Annotated in this window: 24 protein-coding genes; 21 read left to right on the top strand and 3 right to left on the bottom strand. The window is 41.5% G+C overall.

Annotation, left to right across the window (positions count from 1 at the left end):
- Positions 1–52 precede the first annotated feature (52 nt).
- The 14 genes from H7F25_RS10370 to H7F25_RS10305 all read left to right on the top strand — a co-directional run bounded on the left by H7F25_RS10370 (position 53) and on the right by H7F25_RS10305 (position 13,920).
- Complete coding sequence (locus tag H7F25_RS10370) at positions 53–451, top strand: cytidine deaminase (protein WP_008356263.1); 399 nt, start codon at positions 53–55, stop codon at positions 449–451.
- On the top strand, positions 444–1,349 hold the full coding sequence (era, locus tag H7F25_RS10365) for a GTPase Era (protein ID WP_007501305.1): 906 nt from the start codon (positions 444–446) through the stop codon (positions 1,347–1,349). The genes H7F25_RS10370 and era overlap by 8 nt, the downstream gene beginning before the upstream one ends.
- Before the next feature lie 148 nt (positions 1,350–1,497).
- A complete protein-coding gene (locus tag H7F25_RS10360; protein WP_003217288.1) occupies positions 1,498–1,641 on the top strand; it encodes a YqzL family protein in 144 nt (47 codons plus the stop codon).
- Between the two features lie 35 nt (positions 1,642–1,676).
- Positions 1,677–2,447 (top strand): DNA repair protein RecO, encoded by a 771-nt coding sequence (gene recO / locus H7F25_RS10355; protein WP_044332056.1) that lies wholly within the window; start codon positions 1,677–1,679, stop codon positions 2,445–2,447.
- Positions 2,448–2,776: 329 nt separating this feature from the next.
- Positions 2,777–3,664, top strand: coding sequence for a glycine--tRNA ligase subunit alpha (glyQ, locus tag H7F25_RS10350; protein WP_073206339.1), 888 nt, complete (start codon positions 2,777–2,779; stop codon positions 3,662–3,664).
- Complete coding sequence (gene glyS, locus H7F25_RS10345) at positions 3,657–5,702, top strand: glycine--tRNA ligase subunit beta (RefSeq protein ID WP_149126466.1); 2,046 nt, start codon at positions 3,657–3,659, stop codon at positions 5,700–5,702. The genes glyQ and glyS overlap by 8 nt, the downstream gene beginning before the upstream one ends.
- Positions 5,703–5,869: 167 nt before the next feature.
- Positions 5,870–6,508: a transcriptional regulator CcpN gene (locus tag H7F25_RS10340; protein ID WP_024423017.1), complete on the top strand. Its 639-nt coding sequence runs from the start codon at positions 5,870–5,872 to the stop codon at positions 6,506–6,508.
- Between the two features lie 25 nt (positions 6,509–6,533).
- Positions 6,534–7,355: a pyruvate, water dikinase regulatory protein gene (locus H7F25_RS10335; protein ID WP_008342399.1), complete on the top strand. Its 822-nt coding sequence runs from the start codon at positions 6,534–6,536 to the stop codon at positions 7,353–7,355.
- Positions 7,356–7,616: 261 nt separating this feature from the next.
- A complete protein-coding gene (locus H7F25_RS10330; protein ID WP_024423016.1) occupies positions 7,617–8,117 on the top strand; it encodes a YaiI/YqxD family protein in 501 nt (166 codons plus the stop codon).
- A gap of 33 nt (positions 8,118–8,150) precedes the next feature.
- Positions 8,151–9,980, top strand: coding sequence for a DNA primase (dnaG, locus tag H7F25_RS10325; protein ID WP_024423015.1), 1,830 nt, complete (start codon positions 8,151–8,153; stop codon positions 9,978–9,980).
- A gap of 206 nt (positions 9,981–10,186) precedes the next feature.
- A complete protein-coding gene (rpoD, locus tag H7F25_RS10320; RefSeq protein ID WP_008342392.1) occupies positions 10,187–11,308 on the top strand; it encodes an RNA polymerase sigma factor RpoD in 1,122 nt (373 codons plus the stop codon).
- 301 nt (positions 11,309–11,609) lie between these two features.
- Positions 11,610–11,969, top strand: a complete 360-nt coding sequence (gene cccA / locus H7F25_RS10315; protein ID WP_024423014.1) for a cytochrome c550 — start codon at positions 11,610–11,612, stop codon at positions 11,967–11,969.
- A gap of 120 nt (positions 11,970–12,089) precedes the next feature.
- Positions 12,090–12,806, top strand: coding sequence for a tRNA (adenine(22)-N(1))-methyltransferase (locus H7F25_RS10310; RefSeq protein WP_025092952.1), 717 nt, complete (start codon positions 12,090–12,092; stop codon positions 12,804–12,806).
- Positions 12,799–13,920, top strand: coding sequence for a Nif3-like dinuclear metal center hexameric protein (locus H7F25_RS10305; protein ID WP_185853693.1), 1,122 nt, complete (start codon positions 12,799–12,801; stop codon positions 13,918–13,920). The genes H7F25_RS10310 and H7F25_RS10305 overlap by 8 nt, the downstream gene beginning before the upstream one ends.
- A 37-nt stretch (positions 13,921–13,957) precedes the next feature.
- Here the strand turns inward: H7F25_RS10305 and H7F25_RS10300 are convergent, their stop codons facing one another.
- The gene (locus tag H7F25_RS10300) at positions 13,958–14,902 is read right to left on the bottom strand and encodes a 4-hydroxy-3-methylbut-2-enyl diphosphate reductase (RefSeq protein WP_024423011.1); all 945 of its coding nucleotides are present in this window, start codon (positions 14,900–14,902) and stop codon (positions 13,958–13,960) included.
- Between the two features lie 157 nt (positions 14,903–15,059).
- Positions 15,060–15,764: a VrrA/YqfQ family protein gene (gene vrrA / locus H7F25_RS10295; protein ID WP_025092954.1), complete on the bottom strand. Its 705-nt coding sequence runs from the start codon at positions 15,762–15,764 to the stop codon at positions 15,060–15,062.
- Positions 15,765–15,919: 155 nt separating this feature from the next.
- On the opposite strand from vrrA, the gene H7F25_RS10290 reads away from it, so the two are divergent.
- Together H7F25_RS10290 and H7F25_RS10285 are read left to right on the top strand one after the other, a co-directional pair.
- Positions 15,920–17,239, top strand: a complete 1,320-nt coding sequence (locus H7F25_RS10290) for a DEAD/DEAH box helicase (RefSeq protein ID WP_024423009.1) — start codon at positions 15,920–15,922, stop codon at positions 17,237–17,239.
- A gap of 9 nt (positions 17,240–17,248) precedes the next feature.
- Positions 17,249–18,142, top strand: coding sequence for a deoxyribonuclease IV (locus tag H7F25_RS10285; protein ID WP_185853692.1), 894 nt, complete (start codon positions 17,249–17,251; stop codon positions 18,140–18,142).
- A 48-nt stretch (positions 18,143–18,190) separates the two neighbouring features.
- On the opposite strand, the gene H7F25_RS10280 is transcribed toward H7F25_RS10285, so the two are convergent.
- Complete coding sequence (locus tag H7F25_RS10280; protein ID WP_024423008.1) at positions 18,191–18,445, bottom strand: DUF2624 domain-containing protein; 255 nt, start codon at positions 18,443–18,445, stop codon at positions 18,191–18,193.
- Positions 18,446–18,585: 140 nt separating this feature from the next.
- Between H7F25_RS10280 and H7F25_RS10275 the strand changes: the two genes are divergently transcribed.
- The 5 genes from H7F25_RS10275 (at position 18,586) to H7F25_RS10255 (ending at position 22,682) form a co-directional block, all read left to right on the top strand.
- Positions 18,586–19,467 carry a YitT family protein gene (locus H7F25_RS10275; protein ID WP_024423007.1) on the top strand — a complete coding sequence of 294 codons (882 nt, stop codon included), beginning with the start codon at positions 18,586–18,588 and terminating at the stop codon, positions 19,465–19,467.
- A gap of 135 nt (positions 19,468–19,602) precedes the next feature.
- Positions 19,603–20,379, top strand: a complete 777-nt coding sequence (locus H7F25_RS10270) for a metal ABC transporter ATP-binding protein (protein ID WP_024423006.1) — start codon at positions 19,603–19,605, stop codon at positions 20,377–20,379.
- Entirely contained in the window at positions 20,379–21,239 is an 861-nt protein-coding gene (locus tag H7F25_RS10265) for a metal ABC transporter permease (RefSeq protein WP_024423005.1), read from the top strand. Before H7F25_RS10270 ends, H7F25_RS10265 begins: the two co-directional genes overlap by 1 nt.
- A complete protein-coding gene (locus H7F25_RS10260; RefSeq protein ID WP_003217433.1) occupies positions 21,217–21,645 on the top strand; it encodes a zinc uptake transcriptional repressor Zur in 429 nt (142 codons plus the stop codon). Before H7F25_RS10265 ends, H7F25_RS10260 begins: the two co-directional genes overlap by 23 nt.
- Positions 21,646–21,764: 119 nt before the next feature.
- The gene (locus tag H7F25_RS10255; RefSeq protein ID WP_073206321.1) at positions 21,765–22,682 is read left to right on the top strand and encodes an ROK family protein; all 918 of its coding nucleotides are present in this window, start codon (positions 21,765–21,767) and stop codon (positions 22,680–22,682) included.
- The last annotated feature ends 31 nt before the right edge of the window (positions 22,683–22,713 follow it).

Raw genomic sequence — 22,713 nt, 5'->3', positions numbered from 1 at the left:
TAAAATATAAATGTGACAGTGGTACCATTTCTTCTGAAAGTGGGAACTAGGAATGAACAAACAAGAGTTGATTTCAGAAGCAATCAAAGCAAGAGATTTTGCATATGTACCCTATTCTAAATTCAAAGTCGGTGCAGCATTACTGTCGAATGATGGAAAAGTGTATGGCGGCTGCAACATTGAAAATGCAGCATATGGTATGTGTAATTGTGCGGAAAGAACAGCACTTTTTAAAGCCTATTCAGAAGGCATTACATCTTTTCAAATGTTAGCAGTGGTGGCTGATACAGACCGGCCTGTTTCGCCGTGCGGCGCATGCAGACAGGTCATTTCAGAGCTATGTGCACCTGATATGCCAGTGATTCTAACGAACTTAAAAGGACATATATACGAAACAACAGTAAACGAACTATTGCCAGGCGCATTTTCACCGGAGGATTTAAATGACTAACGAAAGCTTCAAATCAGGATTTGTATCAATTATTGGAAGACCAAATGTAGGGAAATCAACTTTTCTTAATCGTGTCATTGGACAAAAGATCGCCATCATGAGCGATAAGCCCCAAACGACGAGAAACAAAGTGCAAGGTGTTCTGACAACAAACACATCACAAACGATCTTTATCGATACACCGGGGATTCATAAACCTAAGCATAAGCTTGGTGATTTTATGATGAGGGTGGCTCAAAATACACTGAAGGAAGTCGACCTGATCTTGTTTATGATCAACGCACAGGAAGGCTATGGCAAAGGGGATGAATTCATCATTGAACGACTAAAGCAAACATCTACACCGGTGTTCCTAGTCGTCAATAAAATTGACCAAATTCATCCAGATGAACTGTTCCTTTTAATTGATGAATACCGCACACGTTATCCATTCAAGGAAATTGTGCCCATTTCAGCTCTTGAAGGAAACAATATCGACACGCTTCTTCAGCAGATTGAAGGTTATCTTCCAGAGGGCCCTCAATTTTATCCGGCAGATCAAGTAACAGATCATCCAGAACGGTTTATTATTTCTGAATTAATTCGTGAAAAAGTGCTGCATTTAACGAGAGAAGAGATTCCGCATAGTATTGCGGTTGCGATTGAATCGATTAAGCCAGATGAAAATGGCAAGATCCATGTCGCGGCGACCATTGTCGTAGAACGAGATTCGCAAAAAGGGATCGTCATTGGTAAACGAGGCAGCTTGTTAAAAGAAGTGGGACAAAAAGCGCGCAGAGACATTGAAGCACTTCTAGGCTCAAAAGTGTATTTAGAGCTTTGGGTCAAAGTTCAGAAGGACTGGCGTAATAAATCCACTCACCTGCGTGACTTCGGATTTAGAGAAGACGAATATTAAAAAATCGCTGCATTTGTCAGCAAATCTGACAATGGTGCGGTTCGATTAGTAAAAATTGTTTATCATGAAATGGAGGTAGCCTGGTCAAGATAAAATTAATATGTTGGATGTAGCGTTGCTGCTTCTAATAAAGAAAGGTGGGGTTTTTATGTTGAATTTTACATGGAACGTATTTTCACAAACAGGAAGCGTTGACACGTATCTGCTTTTCAAAGAGTTAGAAAAGGAGAACCTGGAAAGACCCGATGTACTTGAAGAAGAAATAGCACGATTTGATTTTCCAATCTTATAATTCTTGACCCCCTCCAGCGCTCGGAGTGTAGACAAATGCTCATTAAAAGTGAAGGAATCGTCCTTAGAACAACAGATTATGGCGAAACAAACAAAATTGTCACGCTGCTCACTAGAGAACATGGAAAAATTGGCGTGATGGCCAGAGGCGCTAAAAAATCAAACAGCCGCCTGTCAGCCATAAGCCAGCCGTTTTTATACGGCACCTTTCTCATCCAATCATCAACAGGACTTGGAACGCTCCAGCAAGGCGAAATGATTGAAAGTATGCGGACCATTCGGGAAGACTTATTTCTGACCGCATATGCCGCATATATGACGGAATTAATGGATAAAGGGACAGAAGAAAAAAAGCCAAACCCTTATTTGTTTGAGCTTCTGCTTCAATCTCTGCGTCATCTCAACGAAGGCACAGATGCTGATATTATTTTATTTATCGTAGAGGTCAAAATGTTATCAGTGATGGGGATGAAGCCTGAACTTGATCAATGTGTCCACTGTGGTCAAAAAGAAGGGCAGTTCCATTTCTCGATAAGAGATAACGGCTTCATTTGCCAAAATTGTTTTTCGAAAGATCCATATAAACTGCCCTTATCCCCCGCAGCTGCAAGGCTGCTCCGTTTGTTTCATTATTTTGATTTATCAAGGCTTGGTCAGGTTGATGTGAAACAGCAGACGAAACAAGAAATTCGTCAAGTGCTTGATCACTACTATGACGAATATTCCGGCCTCTATTTAAAATCAAAAAAATTCATGAATCAGATGGAATCCATGAAAAAGCTAATGGGTGACGAAAACAAAAGTTGACATCTCCCATGACTTTTTGTAAGATCATCTAAGATAAAATATGTTGCATTGACAGAAAGAAGTACTTACGTAAAATCCATAAAAGCGACCTTAGGGCGGTGTGAGCTAAGGATGGAGGCGTAACGAAAGGCATTCTTGAGCAACGTAAAACAAAGCGGCTGGGTGCTACGACACCAGCAAATAGGGTGGAACCGCGGGAAAAAACTCTCGTCCCTATGTTTGCAAGAACCTTGCGAGCATAGAGACGGGAGTTTTTGTGTTCTCTTACAAGGTTCTAATCCCACCCGCCATACATAGCGGTTGGTCTAGAAAAGATGGAGGTGCGATCATTGAATATTCAAGACATGATTTTGACGCTGCAAAAGCATTGGTCAAACGAAGGCTGCGTATTAATGCAGGCGTATGACACAGAAAAAGGTGCCGGAACGATGAGTCCATACACGTTCCTCAGAAGCATTGGCCCAGAGCCGTGGAAGGTAGCATATGTAGAGCCTTCAAGACGCCCGGCTGATGGCAGATATGGAGAAAACCCAAATAGATTGTATCAGCATCACCAATTTCAAGTGATCATTAAGCCATCACCTGACAATATTCAAGAGCTATATCTTGAATCATTGAAGGCACTTGGCATTGACCCGCTGAAACATGATATTCGTTTTGTGGAAGACAACTGGGAAAATCCATCTCTTGGCTGTGCAGGACTTGGCTGGGAAGTATGGCTTGATGGGATGGAAATTACGCAGTTCACGTATTTCCAACAAGTCGGCGGCTTAGAATGTAAGCCCGTTTCTGTTGAAATCACATACGGTATTGAACGTCTTGCTTCTTACATCCAGGACAAAGAAAATGTCTTCGATCTTGAATGGACAGACGGATTTACGGTCAGAGATTTATTCTTAATGGCTGAATACGAGCACTCTGTTTATACATTTGAAACATCTAATACTGACATGCTGTTCGAGCTATTTACAACCTATGAGAAAGAAGCACATTGCCAAATGGACAAAGGGCTTGTTCACCCGGCATACGATTATGTCCTCAAATGCTCTCATACGTTTAACCTGCTCGATGCAAAGGGTGCTATTTCTGTGACTGAGCGAACTGGTTATATCGGAAGAGTGCGTCAGTTAGCAAGAAAAGTAGCCAAAACCTATTATGAAGAACGCGAAAAACTGGGATTCCCTATGCTAAAAGAGGAGGCGGCTTCTCATGAATAAACAAGATGTATTACTTGAAATCGGCTTAGAAGAGATGCCGGCTCGTTTCATGCCAGAGAGCACAAAACAGCTGGGTGAGAAAGTAAAAGCATGGTTTGAAACGCAAAATATTTCATTCGAAGAGACTGCTTTATTTAACTCACCTAGACGTCTTGCTGTACTTGTGAAAGGTGTCGCAGAAAAACAAGAAGACATCAAAGAAGAAGCAAAAGGCCCGGCTAAAAAGATTGCCCAAGATGCTGAAGGCAATTGGACAAAAGCAGCTGAAGGCTTTGCCAGAGGACAAGGTGCTTCAACAGATGATCTCTATTTCAAAGAGATTAAAGGAGTGGATTATGTCCATGTCCAAAAATTTCAAGAAGGAAAGAGGGTCAAAGACCTTCTGCCAGCGTTAGGTGAGATCGCCGCTTCATTAAGCTTTCCAAAGAACATGAGATGGGGAAGCGAGGATTTACGCTATATCCGTCCGATTAAATGGATTGTTTGTTTATTTGGAAAAGAGATTGTACCTGTTGAAATTGCTGGGGTGAAAAGCGGCCGTGAGACTAGAGGACACCGTTTCCTTGGAACGACAGCCAGCATTGACACACCTGCTTCCTATGAACAAACATTGCGCGATCAATTTGTGATTGCAGACTCAGAGAAAAGAAAACAATTCATTACTGAACAGCTAGATGCGCTATCTACAGAAAAAGGCTGGGTCATTCCTGTTGATCCTGAACTTTTAGAAGAAGTGAACGACCTTGTAGAATATCCAACTGTGCTGTCTGGTTCCTTTGAAGAAGAGTTTCTTGCATTGCCGGAAGAAGTATTGGTGACGACAATGAAAGAGCATCAGCGCTACTTCCCTGTGAAAAATGAGCAAGGGGATTTATTGCCGCACTTTATTACAGTCAGAAATGGAAACAGTGAGGCGCTGGCAAATGTCGCAAGAGGGAATGAAAAAGTACTTCGTGCGCGTTTATCAGATGCTGCATTCTTCTATAAAGAAGACGAAAAACTAGTGATTGAAGACAATATTAAAAAGCTTGATAAAGTGGTATTCCATGAGAAACTTGGAACAATCGGCGACAAGCTGAAGAGAGTGACAGACATTGCAACTCGTCTAGCGGCGCATGTCGGAGCAGATGACGAAACAACAAAACGTGTGGCGAGAGCAGCAAGTATTTCGAAGTTTGACCTTGTGACTCAAATGGTCTATGAATTCCCAGAATTACAAGGAATCATGGGTGAGAAATATGCAAGAGCTCTTGGTGAACATGAAGAAGTAGCAAGAAGCATCAACGAGCACTATATGCCGCGCTTTGCTGGTGACGAGGCGCCATCCACTTTGATTGGTGCGATTGTGGCAGTAGCAGATAAGCTTGATTCTATTTGTTCATTCTTCTCAATTGATGTGATCCCAACGGGTTCTCAAGACCCTTATGGACTTAGAAGACAAGCGAGCGGTATCGTTCAAATCCTGCTCGACCGTCATTGGAATATTTCATTTAAAGAGCTGTTAGCACTTGCTCAAGTAAAGGCAGAACATGAAGCTGCTCTGATTGAATTTTTAACGCATCGTTTAAAATATGTTCTTCAAGCAGAGCATATCCGCCATGATGTTGTTGATGCAGTGCTGGATGTTGAAAATATTGAGCCATATGCAGTCGTCAAAAAAGCAGCTGTTCTTGAAGAGAGTGTGAAACAAGAAAGCTTCAAAGAAACGGCTGAAGCATTGGGTCGCGTCATTTCAATCAGTAAAAAAGGGGAAGACGTAGAGATTCAGCCTGAACTGTTTGAAAATGAACATGAGCAAAAGCTGTTTGAGGCGTATCAGCAAGTAGAGAAAGCTGTAAAAGAACATGTAGCAGCAGGACAATACAGCTTAGCACTTGACGCGCTGGATACGTTAAAAACACCGATTGTTCATTATTTCGATCATACAATGGTTCATGCGGATGATGAAAAACTGAAGCGAAATCGTTTGGCACAAATGGTCAAACTAGCCAAAGTCATTCAATCATTTGCGAATATGAACAATTTAATTGTAAAATAAATACCTAAGAACGGTTGCCTTTTCCGAAGGGCAATCGTTTTTTACTCATTTAATTCACGGTTTTTGAGTGGATTTTTGTTTCATTCGGACAAAGATGCGCTATAATATGATGAGTTATGAAAATGATATACATAAAATAAAGATTTCGCTCTCTCTATTTAAAGGTGGTGAGTACAATCGAGTTAAATAAACGGCAAGAGCAGATTTTACAGATTGTCAAAGAGAATGGTCCGATCACTGGAGAGCATATCGCCGATCGGCTGAACTTAACAAGGGCGACCCTCAGACCGGATTTAGCCATTTTAACAATGTCAGGCTTTTTAGAAGCAAGACCAAGGGTCGGCTACTTTTTCACAGGAAAAACAGGCACGCAGCTTCTCGCAGATAAGCTGAAAAAACTTCAAGTGAAAGACTTTCAATCCATTCCAGTGGTGATACATGAGAATGTTTCGGTTTATGATGCGATTTGTACGATGTTTTTAGAGGATGTGGGCACATTATTCGTTGTGGACGATCACTCTATTTTAACAGGCGTGTTATCAAGAAAAGACCTCCTTCGTGCAAGTATAGGGAAACAGGAGCTTCCATCTATCCCTGTCCATATTATTATGACAAGAATGCCGAACATTACCGTTTGCCGCAAGGAAGATTTCATTATGGATGTGGCGAAGCACTTGATTGAAAAGCAAATAGATGCACTTCCTGTGATAAAAGATACGGATAAAGGTTTTGAAGTGGTCGGAAGAATTACGAAAACAAACATGACGAAAATACTTGTCAGCTTATCGGAGAACGAAATAATCTAATGACAGAAGACTGCGAGGGGATGTTATGAGTAATCGCGTAATTTTTGTGGTATCAGATTCAGTTGGAGAAACGGCAGAGCTCGTGGTCAAAGCGGCACTTAGCCAATTTGATGGCGGCTCATCAGACCATTCAAATATTAGAAGAATCCCGTATGTAGAGGATGTTGGTACGATTAAAGAAGTCATTTCACTGGCGAAAGCAGATAATGGGATCGTCTGCTTTACTCTTGTTGTGCCAGAAATGCGCCAATTCTTAATCGAGGAAGCAGAAGCCAACGGTGTCGTTTATTATGACATCATCGGTCCGCTCATTGATAAAATGGAGACGGCATATGGAAATGAAGCGAAACATGAGCCGGGTCGTGTACGTCAATTAGATGAGGACTATTTTAAAAAGGTAGAAGCCATCGAGTTCGCTGTGAAATACGATGACGGCAGAGACCCTAGAGGTATTCTAAAGGCTGATATTGTACTCATTGGTGTATCACGCACGTCTAAGACACCATTATCTCAATATTTGGCACATAAACGGCTGAAGGTAGCGAACGTTCCAATTGTACCTGAAGTTGATCCGCCAGAAGAGTTATTTTCAGTTGATCCGAAGAAATGTATCGGTTTGAAAATTAGTCCAGACAAACTAAATCATATTCGCAAAGAGCGTTTAAAATCTCTTGGTTTAAATGATCGCGCTATTTATGCGAACATTGAGCGGATTAAAGAGGAACTAGAGTATTTTGAAAAAGTGGTTGACCGCATTAACTGTCAAGTCGTTGATGTATCGAATAAAGCAGTTGAGGAAACGGCAAATGTCATTCATCAAATGCTGACCAAAAGAGGTTCCGAATAAACTCAGGATGCTCCTCCTGGGTTTTTCCTATGGTGGGAAACGGGTAAACAAAAACAATGGCATATTTGCTGCATTTGTATTATAATAAAAAATTGTGATAAAATGATTGATTTTAGGTTTAAGTTAAGTCAAGAACGAATAAACTAATATTGGCAGAAGTCAAGTGATTCTGAACATAACTTTTCGACAAAATGAGTTTTACTGTTGATTGCTTTATAGGGGAAAAGTATGGTCTTTTTGCTTCTCTAAAGCAGGAATAAGGTGGAGGGATGGAGAATTAGTCACCTGAATGAACGTAAAAAAGAGAGGACGATTTATGTCGATGCAGATGCTTGTCCTGTAAAAGACGAAATCCTTTCTGTCGCATCTCAATTTCAAGTACCAGTGACGTTCATTGCTTCATATGAGCATTTTCAAACCAAAAGATCTCCACTAGAAGATTGGCGGTTTGTAGATACACATAAGGAAGCAGCGGATTTAGTCATTGCAAACTCAGCTGCCGCACATGATATTGTCGTCACCCAAGATATTGGTCTTGCCTCCTTACTGCTTCCGAGACAGGTCATTGTTCTGTCTGAAAGAGGACGAATGTACACAAACGAAACAATTGATTTTGATTTGGAACGCAGGCATGTTTCCAGCAAACAGCGAAGAAAAGGTGTATACGGAAAAGGTCCCAAAAAGCTTTTAGAAGAGGATAAGAAGCGATTTATGGCGCAACTACAAAAAATCCTGTCGAATCATGAAGGATTTTTAAATTAAAAGGCGAATAATGTACGACGGAGTGTTATTAGGATGAGCAAACGTATACCAGATGAACTTTTGGAGCAGATCCAAAAAAACGCAGACATTGTCGAAGTGATTGGAGAATACGTACAGCTTAGAAAGCAAGGTCGAAATTACTTCGGTCTTTGTCCATTCCATGGTGAAAATACTCCTTCATTCTCTGTTTCAGCAGATAAGCAAATCTTCCATTGTTTTGGCTGTGGTGCAGGAGGCAACGTGTTTTCGTTCCTCAGACAAATGGAAGGCTACTCATTTATTGAAGCCGTTTCACATGTGGCTGATAAGTACCATATTGATCTGCCTGATCAGGTGGCGAATGCTCAGATGAGTTCCTCTCAGCAAGAGGACACTGCAGATCATAAAATGATTGAGGCCCATGAGCTTCTTAAGAAATTTTACCACCATTTGCTGGTAAATACAAAGGAAGGTCAAAACGCACTCGATTATTTACGGTCCAGAGGCTTTACGGATGAAACAATTGCCAAGTTTGAGATCGGGTATGCTCTTGATTCTTGGGATTTCGTGACCAAGTTTTTAGAAAAACGAGGATTTGATCCTGTGATGATGGAGAAGGCTGGTCTTTTGATTCAACGTGAAAACGGCACAGGCTTTTTTGACCGCTTTAGAGATCGTGTCATGTTTCCCATTCATGATCATCATGGAACGGTCATCGCTTTTTCCGGAAGATCGCTTGGTGATCAGCAGCCTAAATATATGAATAGTCCTGAAACGCCGCTTTTTCATAAAAGTAAGCTGCTTTATCACTTTCATGACGCACGTATGCATATTCGCAAACGCGAACGGGCGGTTCTTTTTGAAGGATTTGCAGACGTCATCTCAGCTGTTACATCAGGTGTCGGTGAAAGTGTTGCAACAATGGGTACGTCTCTTACAGAAGAGCACGTAAAGCTTCTCAGGCGGAACGTAGAAGAGATCATCCTTTGCTATGACTCTGATACGGCCGGATACGAAGCGACCATGAAAGCATCAGATTTGCTTGGAAAAAGAGGATGTAAAGTTCGCGTTGCTATGATACCAGATGGACTTGATCCAGATGATTACATTCGTAAATATGGCGGCGAGAAATTTAGGAATGACATCATAGATGCAAGTGTGACATTAATGACGTTTAAGATGAATTTTTTCCGAAGAGGAAAAAACTTATCAGACGAAGGAGACCGTCTTACTTATATGAAGCAGGTTCTCCGAGAAATCAGCCGGTTAAACGGCTCTTTGGAGCAAGAGATTTACATGAAACAGCTTGCTGGGGAGTTTTCGATCTCACTTGATTCATTAAAAGAACAACTGGAGCTGTTTGAAAAACAGCAGCGGCAAGAAACCAAAAGCACGCAGGAAGAAAACGGGCTTGAAAAACGTCGTGCACATCTGTCAACACAAGTGAGAAGAAAGCGTCTGCGGCCGGCATATGAAAATGCAGAGCGAATGCTGCTTGCTCATATGTTAAAAAGCGATGACGTGATCCGCAAAGTACTTGACAGAATCGGGATTGAATTTAATATAGATTCGCACAGGGCGCTGGCAACGTACATTTATGCCTTGTATGAAGAAGGCAAAGAACCAACGCCGCAGCACCTGATGAACCGGATAGAAGATGATGTCATGAATCAGCTGTTGACGGATATATTGATGATTCAAGTCGGAGACGAACTCAGTGAAGCTGAATTAAGTGATTATGTAAAAAAAGTGTTGAATCATCGGAATTTGTCAATGATAAAGGAAAAAGAACTAGAACGTGCAGAAGCGGAGAGGCAAAAAGATTTCTTCAAAGCGGCAACACTTGCAAAAGAAATTATTCAGTTGAACCGTTCGCTGAAGTAATACGTCTATTATTAATGACAGGACTTACGGCTGGCAATGAATCCTTTACGGGAGGAGCATAAGACCGCAAGCATCTTGCCTTCATCATTATTTATTTTATTTCCTATTTGCTTCGTCAGCTGTTTGATAGAGAGAGAAAAGCAGGACGGAAGTAAATCGCAAGTTACTTTAGAATTCGTTGCAAGCTTTGGAAGGAGGGATCCATAATGGCTGATAAACAAGCCCACGAAACCGAAACTGAATTAACCTTTGAACAGGTGAGAGATAAGCTCACTGAAACGGGTAAAAAACGGGGCGTTTTAACATACGAAGAAATTGCAGAGCGTATGTCTAGCTTTGAAATTGAATCAGACCAAATGGATGAATACTATGAATACTTAGGCGAACAAGGTGTAGAGCTCATTAGTGAAAACGAAGAGACAGAAGACCCAAATGTTCAGCAGCTGGCTAAAGCAGAAGAAGAATTTGACCTGAATGATTTAAGCGTACCACCAGGTGTCAAAATCAATGATCCTGTTCGTATGTACTTAAAAGAAATCGGACGCGTCAATTTGTTATCTGCTAAAGAAGAAATTACGTATGCTCAAAAGATCGAAGAGGGCGATGAGGAATCAAAAAGAAGATTAGCGGAAGCGAACCTTCGTCTCGTTGTCAGCATTGCGAAACGCTATGTCGGTCGTGGTATGCTGTTCCTTGACTTGATTCAAGAAGGAAACATGGGTCTGATGAAGGCGGTTGAGAAGTTTGATTACCGCAAAGGATATAAATTCTCAACATATGCGACTTGGTGGATTAGACAGGCGATCACACGTGCGATTGCCGATCAGGCGAGAACAATCCGGATCCCGGTTCATATGGTGGAAACGATTAATAAATTGATCCGTGTTCAAAGACAGCTTCTGCAAGACCTAGGCAGAGAACCAACGCCTGAGGAAATTGCTGAAGACATGGATTTAACTCCAGAAAAGGTAAGAGAGATTCTTAAAATTGCGCAAGAGCCTGTATCTTTAGAAACACCTATTGGTGAAGAAGATGACTCGCATCTTGGTGATTTTATCGAAGACCAAGAGGCGACATCTCCATCTGACCACGCTGCGTACGAACTCTTAAAAGAGCAGCTTGAAGATGTATTAGACACGCTGACGGACCGTGAAGAAAATGTGCTAAGACTACGTTTCGGACTAGACGACGGAAGAACTCGCACGTTAGAAGAGGTTGGAAAGGTGTTCGGCGTAACAAGAGAGCGTATCAGACAAATTGAAGCGAAAGCTCTTCGTAAATTAAGACACCCAAGCAGAAGTAAACGATTAAAAGACTTCTTAGAGTAGAAACCGGACGGATCTTGAAAGAGATCCGTTCTTTCTTATCAAAAATGAAAACGCTTTTTTCAATCTGATTATATTTTACTGAATAACAAATGAATTTGCAACGTTCTTAGAAAAAAGATGTATAAAAAATACATCTAAATATGCTGAAGACTTCATTTCTCATCTAGAATCATTTTTGTCTAATCTGTGAACTTGACCAAAGTTTTGTATCATAATTCGTTTACTTTTTGTAAAATTAAAGTAGAATTAGAATTGTTTGCATAGTCTCAAAGGGGTTTTCACAAAGGGGAGGATGAAAGAAATGAAACGGAATCCACTTATACCATTTTTATTGATTGCCATTTTAGGTATTGGACTCACTTTTTTCTTATCAATGAAGGGGCTGAAAGATGAAGAAAAAATTGCCTCTGGGGGCAAAGAGCAAAAGCAAGAAGAGACAGCAAATGCAACGCCGGAAGAATTGTATAAGCAGAACTGCATAAGCTGTCACGGGGAAAACTATGAAGGCGGCGCAGGTCCTGCATTAAAAGGTGTTGGAGACAAGCTTGAAGTAGCTGACATCAAGAAGAAAATTCAAGAAGGCGGCAACGGGATGCCAGGCGGGTTGATTCCAAATGAAAAGCTCGATGAAATGGCGGAATGGGTGTCTAAAATTAAATAATCTTATACAAAAAGCTCTTTTTCAAAAGAAGAGCTTTTTTCATTTGAAAACGACTTTTAAAAAGTCCATAATTTATATAAGATAGACAAGTATGAACATTAAAGAAAAGTAGTGATACGTATGAATGAAATGAATTTATCGAAACGATTAAAAAAAGTCGCGGACTTTTTACCAGATGAGGCAGTCTTCGCTGATATCGGCTCAGACCATGCCTATTTGCCATGCTATGCGATTTTGCATCAAAAAGCAGTGAAAGCCATTGCTGGTGAAATTACTGATGGACCGCTTCAATCGGCGCAGCAGCAAGTACATAGACTTGAATTAGATGAACAGATATCGGTCAGAAAAGGAAATGGCCTTGAAGTCATTGAAAAAGGCGAAGTGAATGCAGTGACGATTGCAGGTATGGGTGGGGCACTCATCGCAAGCATTCTAAATGAAGGAAGACATAAGCTCGCCGGCCATGAGCGGCTCATTCTTCAGCCGAATATCCATGCCCACCATATTCGTTTATGGCTTTATCAAGAGGGGTATGAATTGATAGATGAAGTCATTTTAGAAGAGGACGGCAAAATATACGAAATCATCATCGCTGAAAAAGGCGATAAAGATAAAGCCTATAAAGGAATGTCACTTGAAGCAGGCATGCTGGTTGGTCCGTTTCTTGCGAAAGAGCAAAATGACGTTTTCCAGCGCAAGTGGATGCAAGAGCTTCAGCATATGGAGAAGATAGAAAGTCAAATTCAGCAGGCAGCGCGGACAGAAGAAAATAAAGAACGCCTTGAAGAGCTGAATGCGAAAATAAAGATGCTAAAGGAGGTTTTGACTGTTGGCTAAAACAGTAAACGGGCATGAAATCATCCAATTGTTTGAACAATTTTCACCAAAGGTATACGCCATGGAAGGGGATAAAATTGGTCTTCAGATTGGGACTTTAAATAAAAAAGTAACCAATGTGATGATCACCTTGGATGTATTAGAGAATGTAGTAGATGAGGCGATCGAGCGAAAAGTGGATCTTATTATTGCTCACCATCCGCCGATTTTTCGACCATTAAAACATGTAGCGACGGATCAGCCGGCTGGACGGATCATTGAAAAATGCATCAAACATGATATAGCGGTATATGTGGCACATACGAATTTAGACGTAGCTGATGGCGGAGTCAATGACCTGCTTGCTGAGGCCTTAGAGCTTGAAGAAACAAGTGTGTTAGTGCCGACATACGAAGATCCAATCAAACAGCTTGCTCTGTATGTCCCAGAGGAATTTGAAGAGGCCGTCCGGACAGCTTTAGGAAATGCGGGCGCCGGCCATATCGGCAACTACAGCCATTGTGCGTTTTCAAATGAAGGGACAGGCAGCTTTCTGCCATCAGAAGAAGCTGAGCCGTTTATTGGTGAGTCGGGTCAATTAGAATTTGTGAAAGAAGTGCGGATTGAAACCATTTTCCCAGCAAGTATAGAAAAACAAGTGATTCGCGAAATGATCAAAGCACATCCTTATGAAGAAGTCGCCTATAGTGTACACACGACAGATCTTCCTCCTATTCAAAAAGGTCTTGGCCGTATTGGAGAGCTAAATGAGCCAATGACACTGAGAGATTTCACACAATTTGTGAAAACGAAGCTAGATGTGAATGGTGCTCGTTTTGTAGGAGACCAAAACGCTGTTGTGAAAAAAGTGGCGGTGCTTGGCGGAGACGGAAATAAATATATCCATCAAGCGAAAAGAATGGGTGCAGATGTGTATGTGACAGGAGACCTTTATTTCCATGTGGCGCACGATGCCATGATGCTAGGGCTGAACGTTGTGGACCCAGGACATTATGCTGAAAAGATTATGAAAGAGGGCGTAAAGGCGAAGCTTCAATCGCTATGTGCGGATAAAAAATATGACGTACAGCTCTTTGTTTCTGAATCAAACACAAACCCATTTCAATTTATGTAAACAAAAAACGTCAGAGCGGATATGCTCTGACGTTTTCTTATTTCTTTGTTTTGACGCGAGGTAAAATTTTAGAAAGAGGAACGGTTCGTTCAATCTTCCAAGTTGTTTCATCATCTGGTTCATAGTTTTCTAAGAAACGAATGACTTCCTTTGTAATAGGTGTTGGTGTTGAAGCACCAGCAGTAACGGCAACGGTTTTGACGCCCTGCAGCCATTCTAGCTTGAGTTCACTTAAGTCGCCAATACGGTAAGCCTGCGTTCCGGCAATCTCCATTGACACTTGTGCGAGACGGTTAGAGTTATTACTTTTTGGATCGCCGACAACAATGGTTAAATCGGCTTGGCCAGCTTGCTGCGATACAGCTTCCTGACGCACCTGTGTCGCAAGGCAAATTTCTTGATGATACTCGACGTGAGGGTATTTCTCTTTAATCAGCTCCATCAGGTCGTGGACATCCCATTGAGACATCGTCGTTTGGTTCGTGATGAGCAGTTTTTCTGATGTTAAATCGAGTGCCTCAATGTCAGCTTCTGTTTCGACAAGATGTACCTTGTCAGGGGCTACTCCGACAGCTCCTTCTGGCTCAGGATGACCCTTTTTCCCAATATAAATAATGTCATAGCCATCGGCTGTTTTCTCTGAAATGAGTTCGTGTGTTTTCGTTACATCGGGACAGGTCGCATCAATGGCAACAAGGCCTTTTTCTTCTGCGATTTGACGAACCTCAGGAGAAACGCCGTGAGCTGTGAAAATGACTGTTCCACTTTCAACCTGCTTTAAAATGTCTAAGCGGTTTGGTCCGTCCAGTGTGTAAATACCATCTTCTTCGAAGGCATCAGTGACATGTTTGTTGTGCACAATCATACCTAATATATAAATTGGGCGTGGCAAGTTCTTATCAAGTGCGGCATTTTTAGCAATGACCATTGCATCTACAACGCCATAGCAATAGCCACGCGGCGATATTTTAATTACATTCATTTATTCGTCCTCCTGTAGGGAAGTGCTGCTAGAGAAGAACAATATAAAAAGCCGTAAAAAACGGCTTTTTATCATTCTCTTGCTTCCATTATAGCCAAAGTAAGCGTATATATCAAAGATTGTTATACGCAGTGAACACTTCGCCGTTAAAAGATCACTAGACATATAGTTTTGGAACAGAGCTGCCAGATCTTTTTTTCGGTTTTGCTTCAGGAGCAGGTGATGTGTGAGGTGCTGTTTTTTTGACGAGGATGTCTTCTGGTTCTTTATTTTTTTCTATTTCGTCAGTTTGTGCTTCTTCCTCGTGCACTTCTGTTTCCGCGCTGGTCTCCGTTGATTCTGCATCAGCATCATTTGCACTTTCTTCATCATCATCCGCACTGCCAAGCTGGCTGTACAGTTTAATCATCGCCGGCAAATTTCTCACTAAAGGACCGTATTGCTGAATCATTGGCGTAAATTGCTGCGCCATCCCGAGCACTTTTTGAACATTTCCTAACATGCTTGAGAGGGTCGCAGGATTTGTGAAGCTCTGGATTCCTTGTAATCCCGCACCACCTCCAGAGACTCCAGCTCCTCCTGCGCCAGGAAGAAATTTAGAGAGCATGCCTTTAATTCCTGCTCCGCCGCCTAGTGCACGGCTCTCACCTCCTGGAATTCCGCCCATCCCGGGTAAACCGCCTCCCTGTACAGATGGGGAGCGAGGCATCATTTGCTGAAATGGATTGCCTTGCCCTTGAAAAGGCTGTTGGATAGGAGGCTGCTGCCCTCTTTGAAATATTCCGGGCTGTCCGCCATTTCCAAGGTGCCGGCGTGAGGGACGGCGCGGCTGAAAATCGCCCATAGGCCTTTGCCCTAACATACTTGTACCTCCCTTACTGCATTCTCTTTCTCTTCATAGGTTATGCAAGGAAGCACCAATTGGTTTCCTGTAGGAAAAGCGGACATGGTTTTTTTACTGAAAATCAGCTATAATGAGGAGATGAGCAAAAAGGCATTGCCTTAAGGAGTGAAAACATGAAAGAAACAAAATTTACGACATATGAATTAAAGCCTTTTATTATAGATGCTATTCATGAACTAGGCTTTTATGAGCCCACTGATATTCAAAAAAGAATTATCCCTGCTGTTTTAAAAGGAGAAAGCGTGATTGGCCAGTCACAAACCGGAACAGGAAAAACTCATGCCTACTTACTGCCGCTGATTCATTCAATTGATCCAAGCAAAGAACAGGTACAAGTGGTGATTACTGCACCTACAAGAGAATTAGCCAATCAAATTTTCAAAGAAGCTCAAACGATTTTAAAGAATGCTTCTCCAGAAGAAGAGATCAAAGCAAAGCTTTACATTGGCGGAACGGACAAGCAGAAATCAATTCAAAAGCTAAAAAACCAGCCGCATTTGGTGGTCGGTACACCTGGACGTATTGCTGACCTCATTCATGAGCAGGCGCTGAATGTTTACAAAGCGACCTCTCTTGTTATTGATGAGGCTGATTTAATGTTGGATATGGGATTTTTAGAAGATGTGGACCGTATCGGTGCACAAATGCCAGAACAGCTGCAAATGCTTGTGTTCTCTGCAACCATCCCAGAAAAACTAAAGCCTTTCCTGAAAAAATATATGGACAATCCTAAGTATGCACATGTTGAACCAAGACGGATTACAGCTGAAAACATTCAGCATATTTTAGTTCCGTCTAAACAGCGTGATAAATTAAAATTGCTCCATGAAATGGTGACGAATGTACAGCCATATTTAGGGATCATTTTTGCCAATACAAAAACAACTGTTGATGAAATCGCATCGTTCCTACAAGAAAAAGGAATGAAAATCGGTGTGCTCCATGGCGGATTGACGCCGCGCGAACGTAAAAAAGTCATGAAACAAATTGAAGATTTGGAGTTCACTTATATTGTGGCATCTGATCTTGCAGCTCGCGGGATTGACATTAAAGGCGTCAGCCACGTGATTAACTATGAACTTCCATCTGATCTTGATTTTTATGTGCACCGCGTTGGAAGAACAGCTCGTGCGGGTTCTTCTGGAATTGCCATGACCATTTATGAGCTGGCTGATGAGGATGCACTCATTCAAATTGAGAAAATGGGCGTTGTGTTTGAAAACAAAACCATTGTTCATGGCGAATGGCGAGATGCAGATGACCGTCTGAAGCGTCAAAGACGTAAAAAAGCCCCAAATGAAATTGAAGAAAAAGCAAAACGTCTTGTGAGAAAACCGAAAGCCGTCAAACCTGGATATAAAAAGAAAATGACACGTGAGATGGATAAAATCAAAAGACAGGAACGTAGAAAGTCAAAGCGTAATGGAAAGTAGGGGGAAACATTGTTAAAGATTGGTTCACATGTATCCATGAGCGGAAAACATATGCTTCTTGCAGCGAGTGAGGAAGCTGCCTCTTATGGTTCGAATACGTTTATGATTTATACAGGTGCACCGCAAAATACGCGCCGTAAAAAAATTGAAGACCTCAATATTGAAGCTGGACAAGCGCATATGAAAGAGCATGGCATGACGGATATCGTCGTGCATGCTCCGTATATTATCAATATTGGAAATACAGTGAATCCAGCGACATTTGAGCTTGGTGTAGACTTCCTTCGCTCTGAGATTGAGCGTACGGAAGCGCTGGGAGCAAGACAAATTGTTCTCCACCCGGGTGCGCATGTCGGAGCAGGAGCAGAGGCAGGGATTCAAAAAATCATTGAAGGTTTAAACGAAGTCATTGTGAAAGGTCAAGAGGTTCAAATTGCACTTGAAACAATGGCGGGAAAAGGATCAGAGTGCGGAAGAAGCTTTGAAGAGCTTGCCCAAATTATCGACGGAGTGACACATAACGAAGCTCTTTCTGTCTGCTTTGATACGTGTCACACGCACGATGCTGGTTATCCGATTGTGAGTGACTTTGATGGTGTGTTAGAAGAATTTGATCGAATTGTTGGTATTGACCGAATCAAAGTTCTTCACATTAATGACAGTAAAAACGTGCAAGGCGCAAGAAAAGACCGACATGAAAATATCGGTTTTGGTGAAATTGGTTTCGATGCACTGAGCTATATTGTGCATCATCCGCAGCTTCAAGATGTGCCGAAAATTCTAGAAACGCCTTATGTAGGTGAAGATAAAAAGAACAAAAAACCACCTTACAAATTCGAAATTGCCATGCTGAAAGAAAAGCAATTTGATGAAGGCTTACTAGATAAAATTACGGTTCAGTAAAAAAGGATGCAACATGTTGAGGTGCCGCTAAATGCGGCCCTTTTTTGCTTAACTTGTAAACTGGTTAAACAAATCATTCACAGTCTGTGCTGTCTGTTTAGAAGTAATCGCTTCCACTTGCTTAAGAAGCCGGTTACGCTCTGAGTCATTAAAAATATTGATGTTTTTCCCGTTCATGAGTTTGGCCACCTCAGCAGCTTGATGAGACGTTAAACTGACGCCATACTGTTTCGCATACCTTAACAGATCATTTGCTGTGATCTGATTGAGCCGCTGCAGGACAATTTTTTGAATTAAAATCAATTCCATTCCTCCCCTCTGTAACAATGTATGGGCGAAAACGGAAAATGTGCAAAAAATTTTATTTTATTCTGTGAAATGATAAAATAGTAAAGCGGATAAAATGTTCATTGAAAATTTAACATGTGTAGAAGGGAGAACGTATGGCAAATAGTAAACAGCATAAAAAGGAATCAGTGCCTCATTTTATTTTGAGAATTTTTCTGATTCTAGTAGGAGCTGCATGTGCAGCAGTCAGCATTGAATTATTTTTAGTGCCAAACAATATTATTGATGGGGGCATCATCGGCATTTCGCTTATTTTGGATTATCTCTTTACAGATAACCCGTTTATTAATTTTGCGACGATTGTTGTCATTTTAAATATTCCATTTATGATATCAGGATACAAGCATATTGGGAAAACCTTTCTGATTTCCACTGTGATTGGGATTGTCAGCTTAGCCGTGATTGAATCTTCACTTCATCATGTGGAGGCATTTACAACACAGCCGATCTTAGCCACTGTATTTGGCGGACTATTACTTGGATTTGGTGTTGGACTTGTCATCCGTAATGGAGGTTCAATGGATGGAACAGAGATCTTGGGAATTCTTCTGACGAAAAAAATTCCTTTTTCCGTCGGTGAGTTTGTCATGATCGTCAATGTGTTCATTTTTATTTGGGCGGGCTTTGTTTTTGGACCAGAGCAGGCTATGTATTCTGTCATGACATATTATTTGGCAATGAAAACAATTGATGCTGTCATTCAAGGGCTTGATGAAACAAAAGCTGTCATTATCGTCTCAGACTATTATGATGAAATTTCAGATGCGATTCTGCATCGACTCGGCAGGGGAACGACAAAGCTGAGAGGAAAAGGCGGCTATACAGATGAAGAAAAAGATGTCATCTACGCCGTTGTCACAAGGCTTGAAATTACAAAGCTGAAATCCATTGTATTTGAAATTGATGACCAAGCATTTATCACGATTATGGATACGCATGAAACAAAAGGCGGTAAGTTCAAAACAGCCATTCATTAGCTTTTATTTTACTTTTTTATCTTTCTTTTATATAATGAAATGTATGTATGGACAGAGAAAATGGCAAAAGCCATTTTCTTTTTGTTGTATAAATCGTAATCATTCTTTTTATATTGATTAAAGGTGGAAAGATTCATGGCAAAGCCAATTATTGAAATGAAGGACATTTCGTACTCGTATGGACAGCGAAATGTCATTGATCACATTCATTTAACAGTAGAGGAAGGAAACTTTCTAGCACTTGTTGGACCGAATGGTTCTGGTAAAACAACCTTATTAAAATGCCTGCTTGGGCTCATTAAACCGCAGCAGGGTGAATTAAAGCTATTTGGCACGCCTGTCTCAAAATTTAGAGACTGGGATCAAATTGGATTTGTTTCTCAAAAGGCGAATAGCTTTAATACAGGTTTCCCTGCTTCTGTATATGAGGTCGTCGCAAGCGGACTGACCGCAAAAATTGGTTTGTTTAAACGAATGAGCAAACAGGATAAATGGCAAGTGGAAGATGCCATTCGCTCAGTTGGCATACAGGACTTAAAGCATCAAAACATCGGTGAGCTTTCTGGCGGGCAGCAGCAGCGTGCATTTATTGCCCGTGCGCTTGTCAGTCAGCCGAAGCTGCTCATTTTGGATGAGCCCACGGTTGGAGTAGACCAGCGGACAGTAGAAGGCTTTTATCAGCTGCTCGAAACATTGAACAAAGAAAAAGGAATGTCTTTAATTCTCGTCACACACGACGTTGGCACCGTTTCTGATAAAGTCACCCATGTGGCTTGTTTAAATCAGACACTGCATTTTCACGGGGATGCAGAAGCGTTTGATTCAATGGATGATCAGGCGCTATCCCAATTTTACGGGCATGACATTCAAGTGATTCATCACGATCATCACCATCATGGGGGACATGAATAATGCTATTTCCATTTTTTCATTATGAATTTTTACAAAATGCGTTTATCGCAGGGTTACTGATTGGTTTTATTGCGCCCTTACTTGGTGTATTTATTGTCGTAAGAAGGCTTTCGCTTATTGCAGATGCCCTCAGTCACGTATCACTTGCCGGTATTGCCGCAAGTTTATTTCTTGATAAAAAGTTTGGCCTTTTGACAGGGGTAAGCCCGCTCTACTTAGGGATGGCTTTTTCTGTTGCAGGTTCATTGTTTATTGAACGCCTGCGCTCCGTGTATAAGCATTATCAGGAGCTTGCCATTCCCATCATTTTATCAGGTGGTATTGGGATTTCCGTCATCTTCATTTCACTAGCGAATGGCTTTAATACAGATTTGTTTAGTTATTTATTCGGAAGTGTCAGTGCGGTTTCAAGACTTGATCTTTGGATTATTGTAGGGATCTCACTCGTTGTTGTGTTAGTTGTTGTGCTTTTATATAAAGAATTGTTTCTGCTTTCTTTTGATGAAGAGCATGCAAAGGCTTCTGGTATTTCAGCAAAATGGATTCATTTTATTTTTATCTTAGTTGTTGCACTTGTCATTGCGGCATCGATGCGTATCGTCGGTACACTGCTTGTGTCGGCGCTCATGACGCTTCCTGTTGCGGCAAGTATCCGCATTGCCAAAGGATTCAAACAGGCGATTTTCCTTTCGATCTTGTTTGGTGAATTGTCTGTATTGGCCGGATTGATTTTAAGCTATTATCTTGATTTAGCGCCAGGCGGAACCATTGTGATGCTGTCGATCTTGATTTTAATCGGGTGTATTAGTATTGGGAAATTCAGAAGGGGGAATCAACATGAACGTACAAGAAGCGCTTGATTTATTAAAGGAAAAAGGCTACAAATATACAAGCAAACGTGAAGACATGCTTCAATTGTTTTCTGATTCTGATAAATACTTGACCGCTAAAAATGTGCTGACGGCACTTAGTGAAGACTACCCGGGTCTCAGCTTTGATACGATTTATCGAAACTTGTCACTATATGAAGACCTTGGAATATTAGAAACAACGGAATTGTCAGGGGAGAAACTATTCCGTTTTAAATGTTCATTTTCCCATCATCACCATCACTTTATTTGTCTTACATGCGGGAAAACAAAAGAGATCGATGCCTGCCCTATGGACAAGCTCGACGCCGATTTAGAGGATTATCATATTAGCGGACATAAATTCGAAATATACGGAACGTGTCCTTCCTGCGAACCGAAGGAAGTTCACTCATGAAAAAGCCAGCCATGGAGCTGGCTTTTTTGTTTTGTCTTTTGAAAACGTTTTACAAAGGGAGGCTGTTTCATTAAAATGAGATCAAGGTACTACTTTTTAAAGTAAAGGGAGGGGTAAAAGTGGCCTATTACGTCGTGTTTGATGTAGGCGGGACGAGAACAAAACATGGATTAATGGATCAGGATGGGGAGCTTGTCACAAGTGATGACTATGAAACGAACTGCCGGCAGCTTGCACCGTTTTTAGAAGCCATGGCGGATGTGGTCAGGCAATATCAAAGGATGCAGGATGTCAGCGGTATCGCCATCAGTCTTCCAGGTTTTGTGGACAGTGAATCAGGTTATACAGAATTTGCAGGCGCCATCATCGCCTTAAATGGTCAAAATGTAAAAACACTTTTAGAAGAGAAAACGTCTCTTCGTGTAGAAGTGGAAAATGATGCGAACTGTGCTGCTCTCGCAGAAAAATACAGCGGTCATGCGAAAGATTGTGATAGCTTTATTTGTATGACAATTGGCACGGGTGTCGGCGGGGGTATTTTTGCTAATGGTCAGCTTGTGCGCGGTGCATCCTTCCGCGGTGGTGAATTTGGCATGATGCTGACAGAGACGGAAAATGGCCAGTTTACAACTCTTAACAGCAGCGCTTCAACGGCTGGATTAATTCGGAGCTATAAAGAAAAGCAAGGAATTCCGCAAAGTACTCAAATAGACGGTCAAGAAATTTTTGAAATGGCGAAGCATGATCCGGCCATTGAGAAGCAGTTGGATCAATGGTACAAGCGAATAGCCATTGGCGTTTACAATGTAGCGACTGTTCTTAACCCAGAGAAAATCCTCATTGGCGGAGGCGTAAGTGCAAGACCAGATTTATTACAAAACATTGAAAAACATTTACATACACTGCATGCGTGGAAGAACATTCAGGTGAAGCTGGAAACTTGCTACTACTTGAATCAGGCAGGCATGAAGGGGGCACTGTACCATTTCCTCATGAAAGAAGGGCAGCTTGCTCCATCAAAAAAGCCGATACATTAAATGTATCGGCTTCAGCGTGTAGACTTGCGTT

The organism is Bacillus sp. PAMC28571 (assembly GCF_014250435.1).
GTDB classification, from domain to species: Bacteria; Bacillota; Bacilli; order Bacillales; family Bacillaceae; genus Bacillus; species Bacillus safensis.
Note: the sequence above shows the minus strand (reverse complement) of the source record. Positions and strands in the feature narration are given on the sequence as shown.

What these genes read in the sequence shown, in the direction of transcription:
- H7F25_RS10370 (WP_008356263.1), top strand. Translation starts at nt 53, where the DNA reads ATGAACAAACAAGAGTTGATTTCAGAAGCAATCAAAGCAAGAGATTTT.
- era (WP_007501305.1), top strand. Translation starts at nt 444, where the DNA reads ATGACTAACGAAAGCTTCAAATCAGGATTTGTATCAATTATTGGAAGA.
- H7F25_RS10360 (WP_003217288.1), top strand. Translation starts at nt 1,498, where the DNA reads ATGTTGAATTTTACATGGAACGTATTTTCACAAACAGGAAGCGTTGAC.
- recO (WP_044332056.1), top strand. Translation starts at nt 1,677, where the DNA reads ATGCTCATTAAAAGTGAAGGAATCGTCCTTAGAACAACAGATTATGGC.
- glyS (WP_149126466.1), top strand. Translation starts at nt 3,657, where the DNA reads ATGAATAAACAAGATGTATTACTTGAAATCGGCTTAGAAGAGATGCCG.
- H7F25_RS10335 (WP_008342399.1), top strand. Translation starts at nt 6,534, where the DNA reads ATGAGTAATCGCGTAATTTTTGTGGTATCAGATTCAGTTGGAGAAACG.
- dnaG (WP_024423015.1), top strand. Translation starts at nt 8,151, where the DNA reads ATGAGCAAACGTATACCAGATGAACTTTTGGAGCAGATCCAAAAAAAC.
- rpoD (WP_008342392.1), top strand. Translation starts at nt 10,187, where the DNA reads ATGGCTGATAAACAAGCCCACGAAACCGAAACTGAATTAACCTTTGAA.
- cccA (WP_024423014.1), top strand. Translation starts at nt 11,610, where the DNA reads ATGAAACGGAATCCACTTATACCATTTTTATTGATTGCCATTTTAGGT.
- H7F25_RS10310 (WP_025092952.1), top strand. Translation starts at nt 12,090, where the DNA reads ATGAATGAAATGAATTTATCGAAACGATTAAAAAAAGTCGCGGACTTT.
- H7F25_RS10300 (WP_024423011.1), bottom strand. Translation starts at nt 14,902, where the DNA reads ATGAATGTAATTAAAATATCGCCGCGTGGCTATTGCTATGGCGTTGTA.
- vrrA (WP_025092954.1), bottom strand. Translation starts at nt 15,764, where the DNA reads ATGTTAGGGCAAAGGCCTATGGGCGATTTTCAGCCGCGCCGTCCCTCA.
- H7F25_RS10290 (WP_024423009.1), top strand. Translation starts at nt 15,920, where the DNA reads ATGAAAGAAACAAAATTTACGACATATGAATTAAAGCCTTTTATTATA.
- H7F25_RS10275 (WP_024423007.1), top strand. Translation starts at nt 18,586, where the DNA reads ATGGCAAATAGTAAACAGCATAAAAAGGAATCAGTGCCTCATTTTATT.
- H7F25_RS10270 (WP_024423006.1), top strand. Translation starts at nt 19,603, where the DNA reads ATGGCAAAGCCAATTATTGAAATGAAGGACATTTCGTACTCGTATGGA.
- H7F25_RS10265 (WP_024423005.1), top strand. Translation starts at nt 20,379, where the DNA reads ATGCTATTTCCATTTTTTCATTATGAATTTTTACAAAATGCGTTTATC.
- H7F25_RS10260 (WP_003217433.1), top strand. Translation starts at nt 21,217, where the DNA reads ATGAACGTACAAGAAGCGCTTGATTTATTAAAGGAAAAAGGCTACAAA.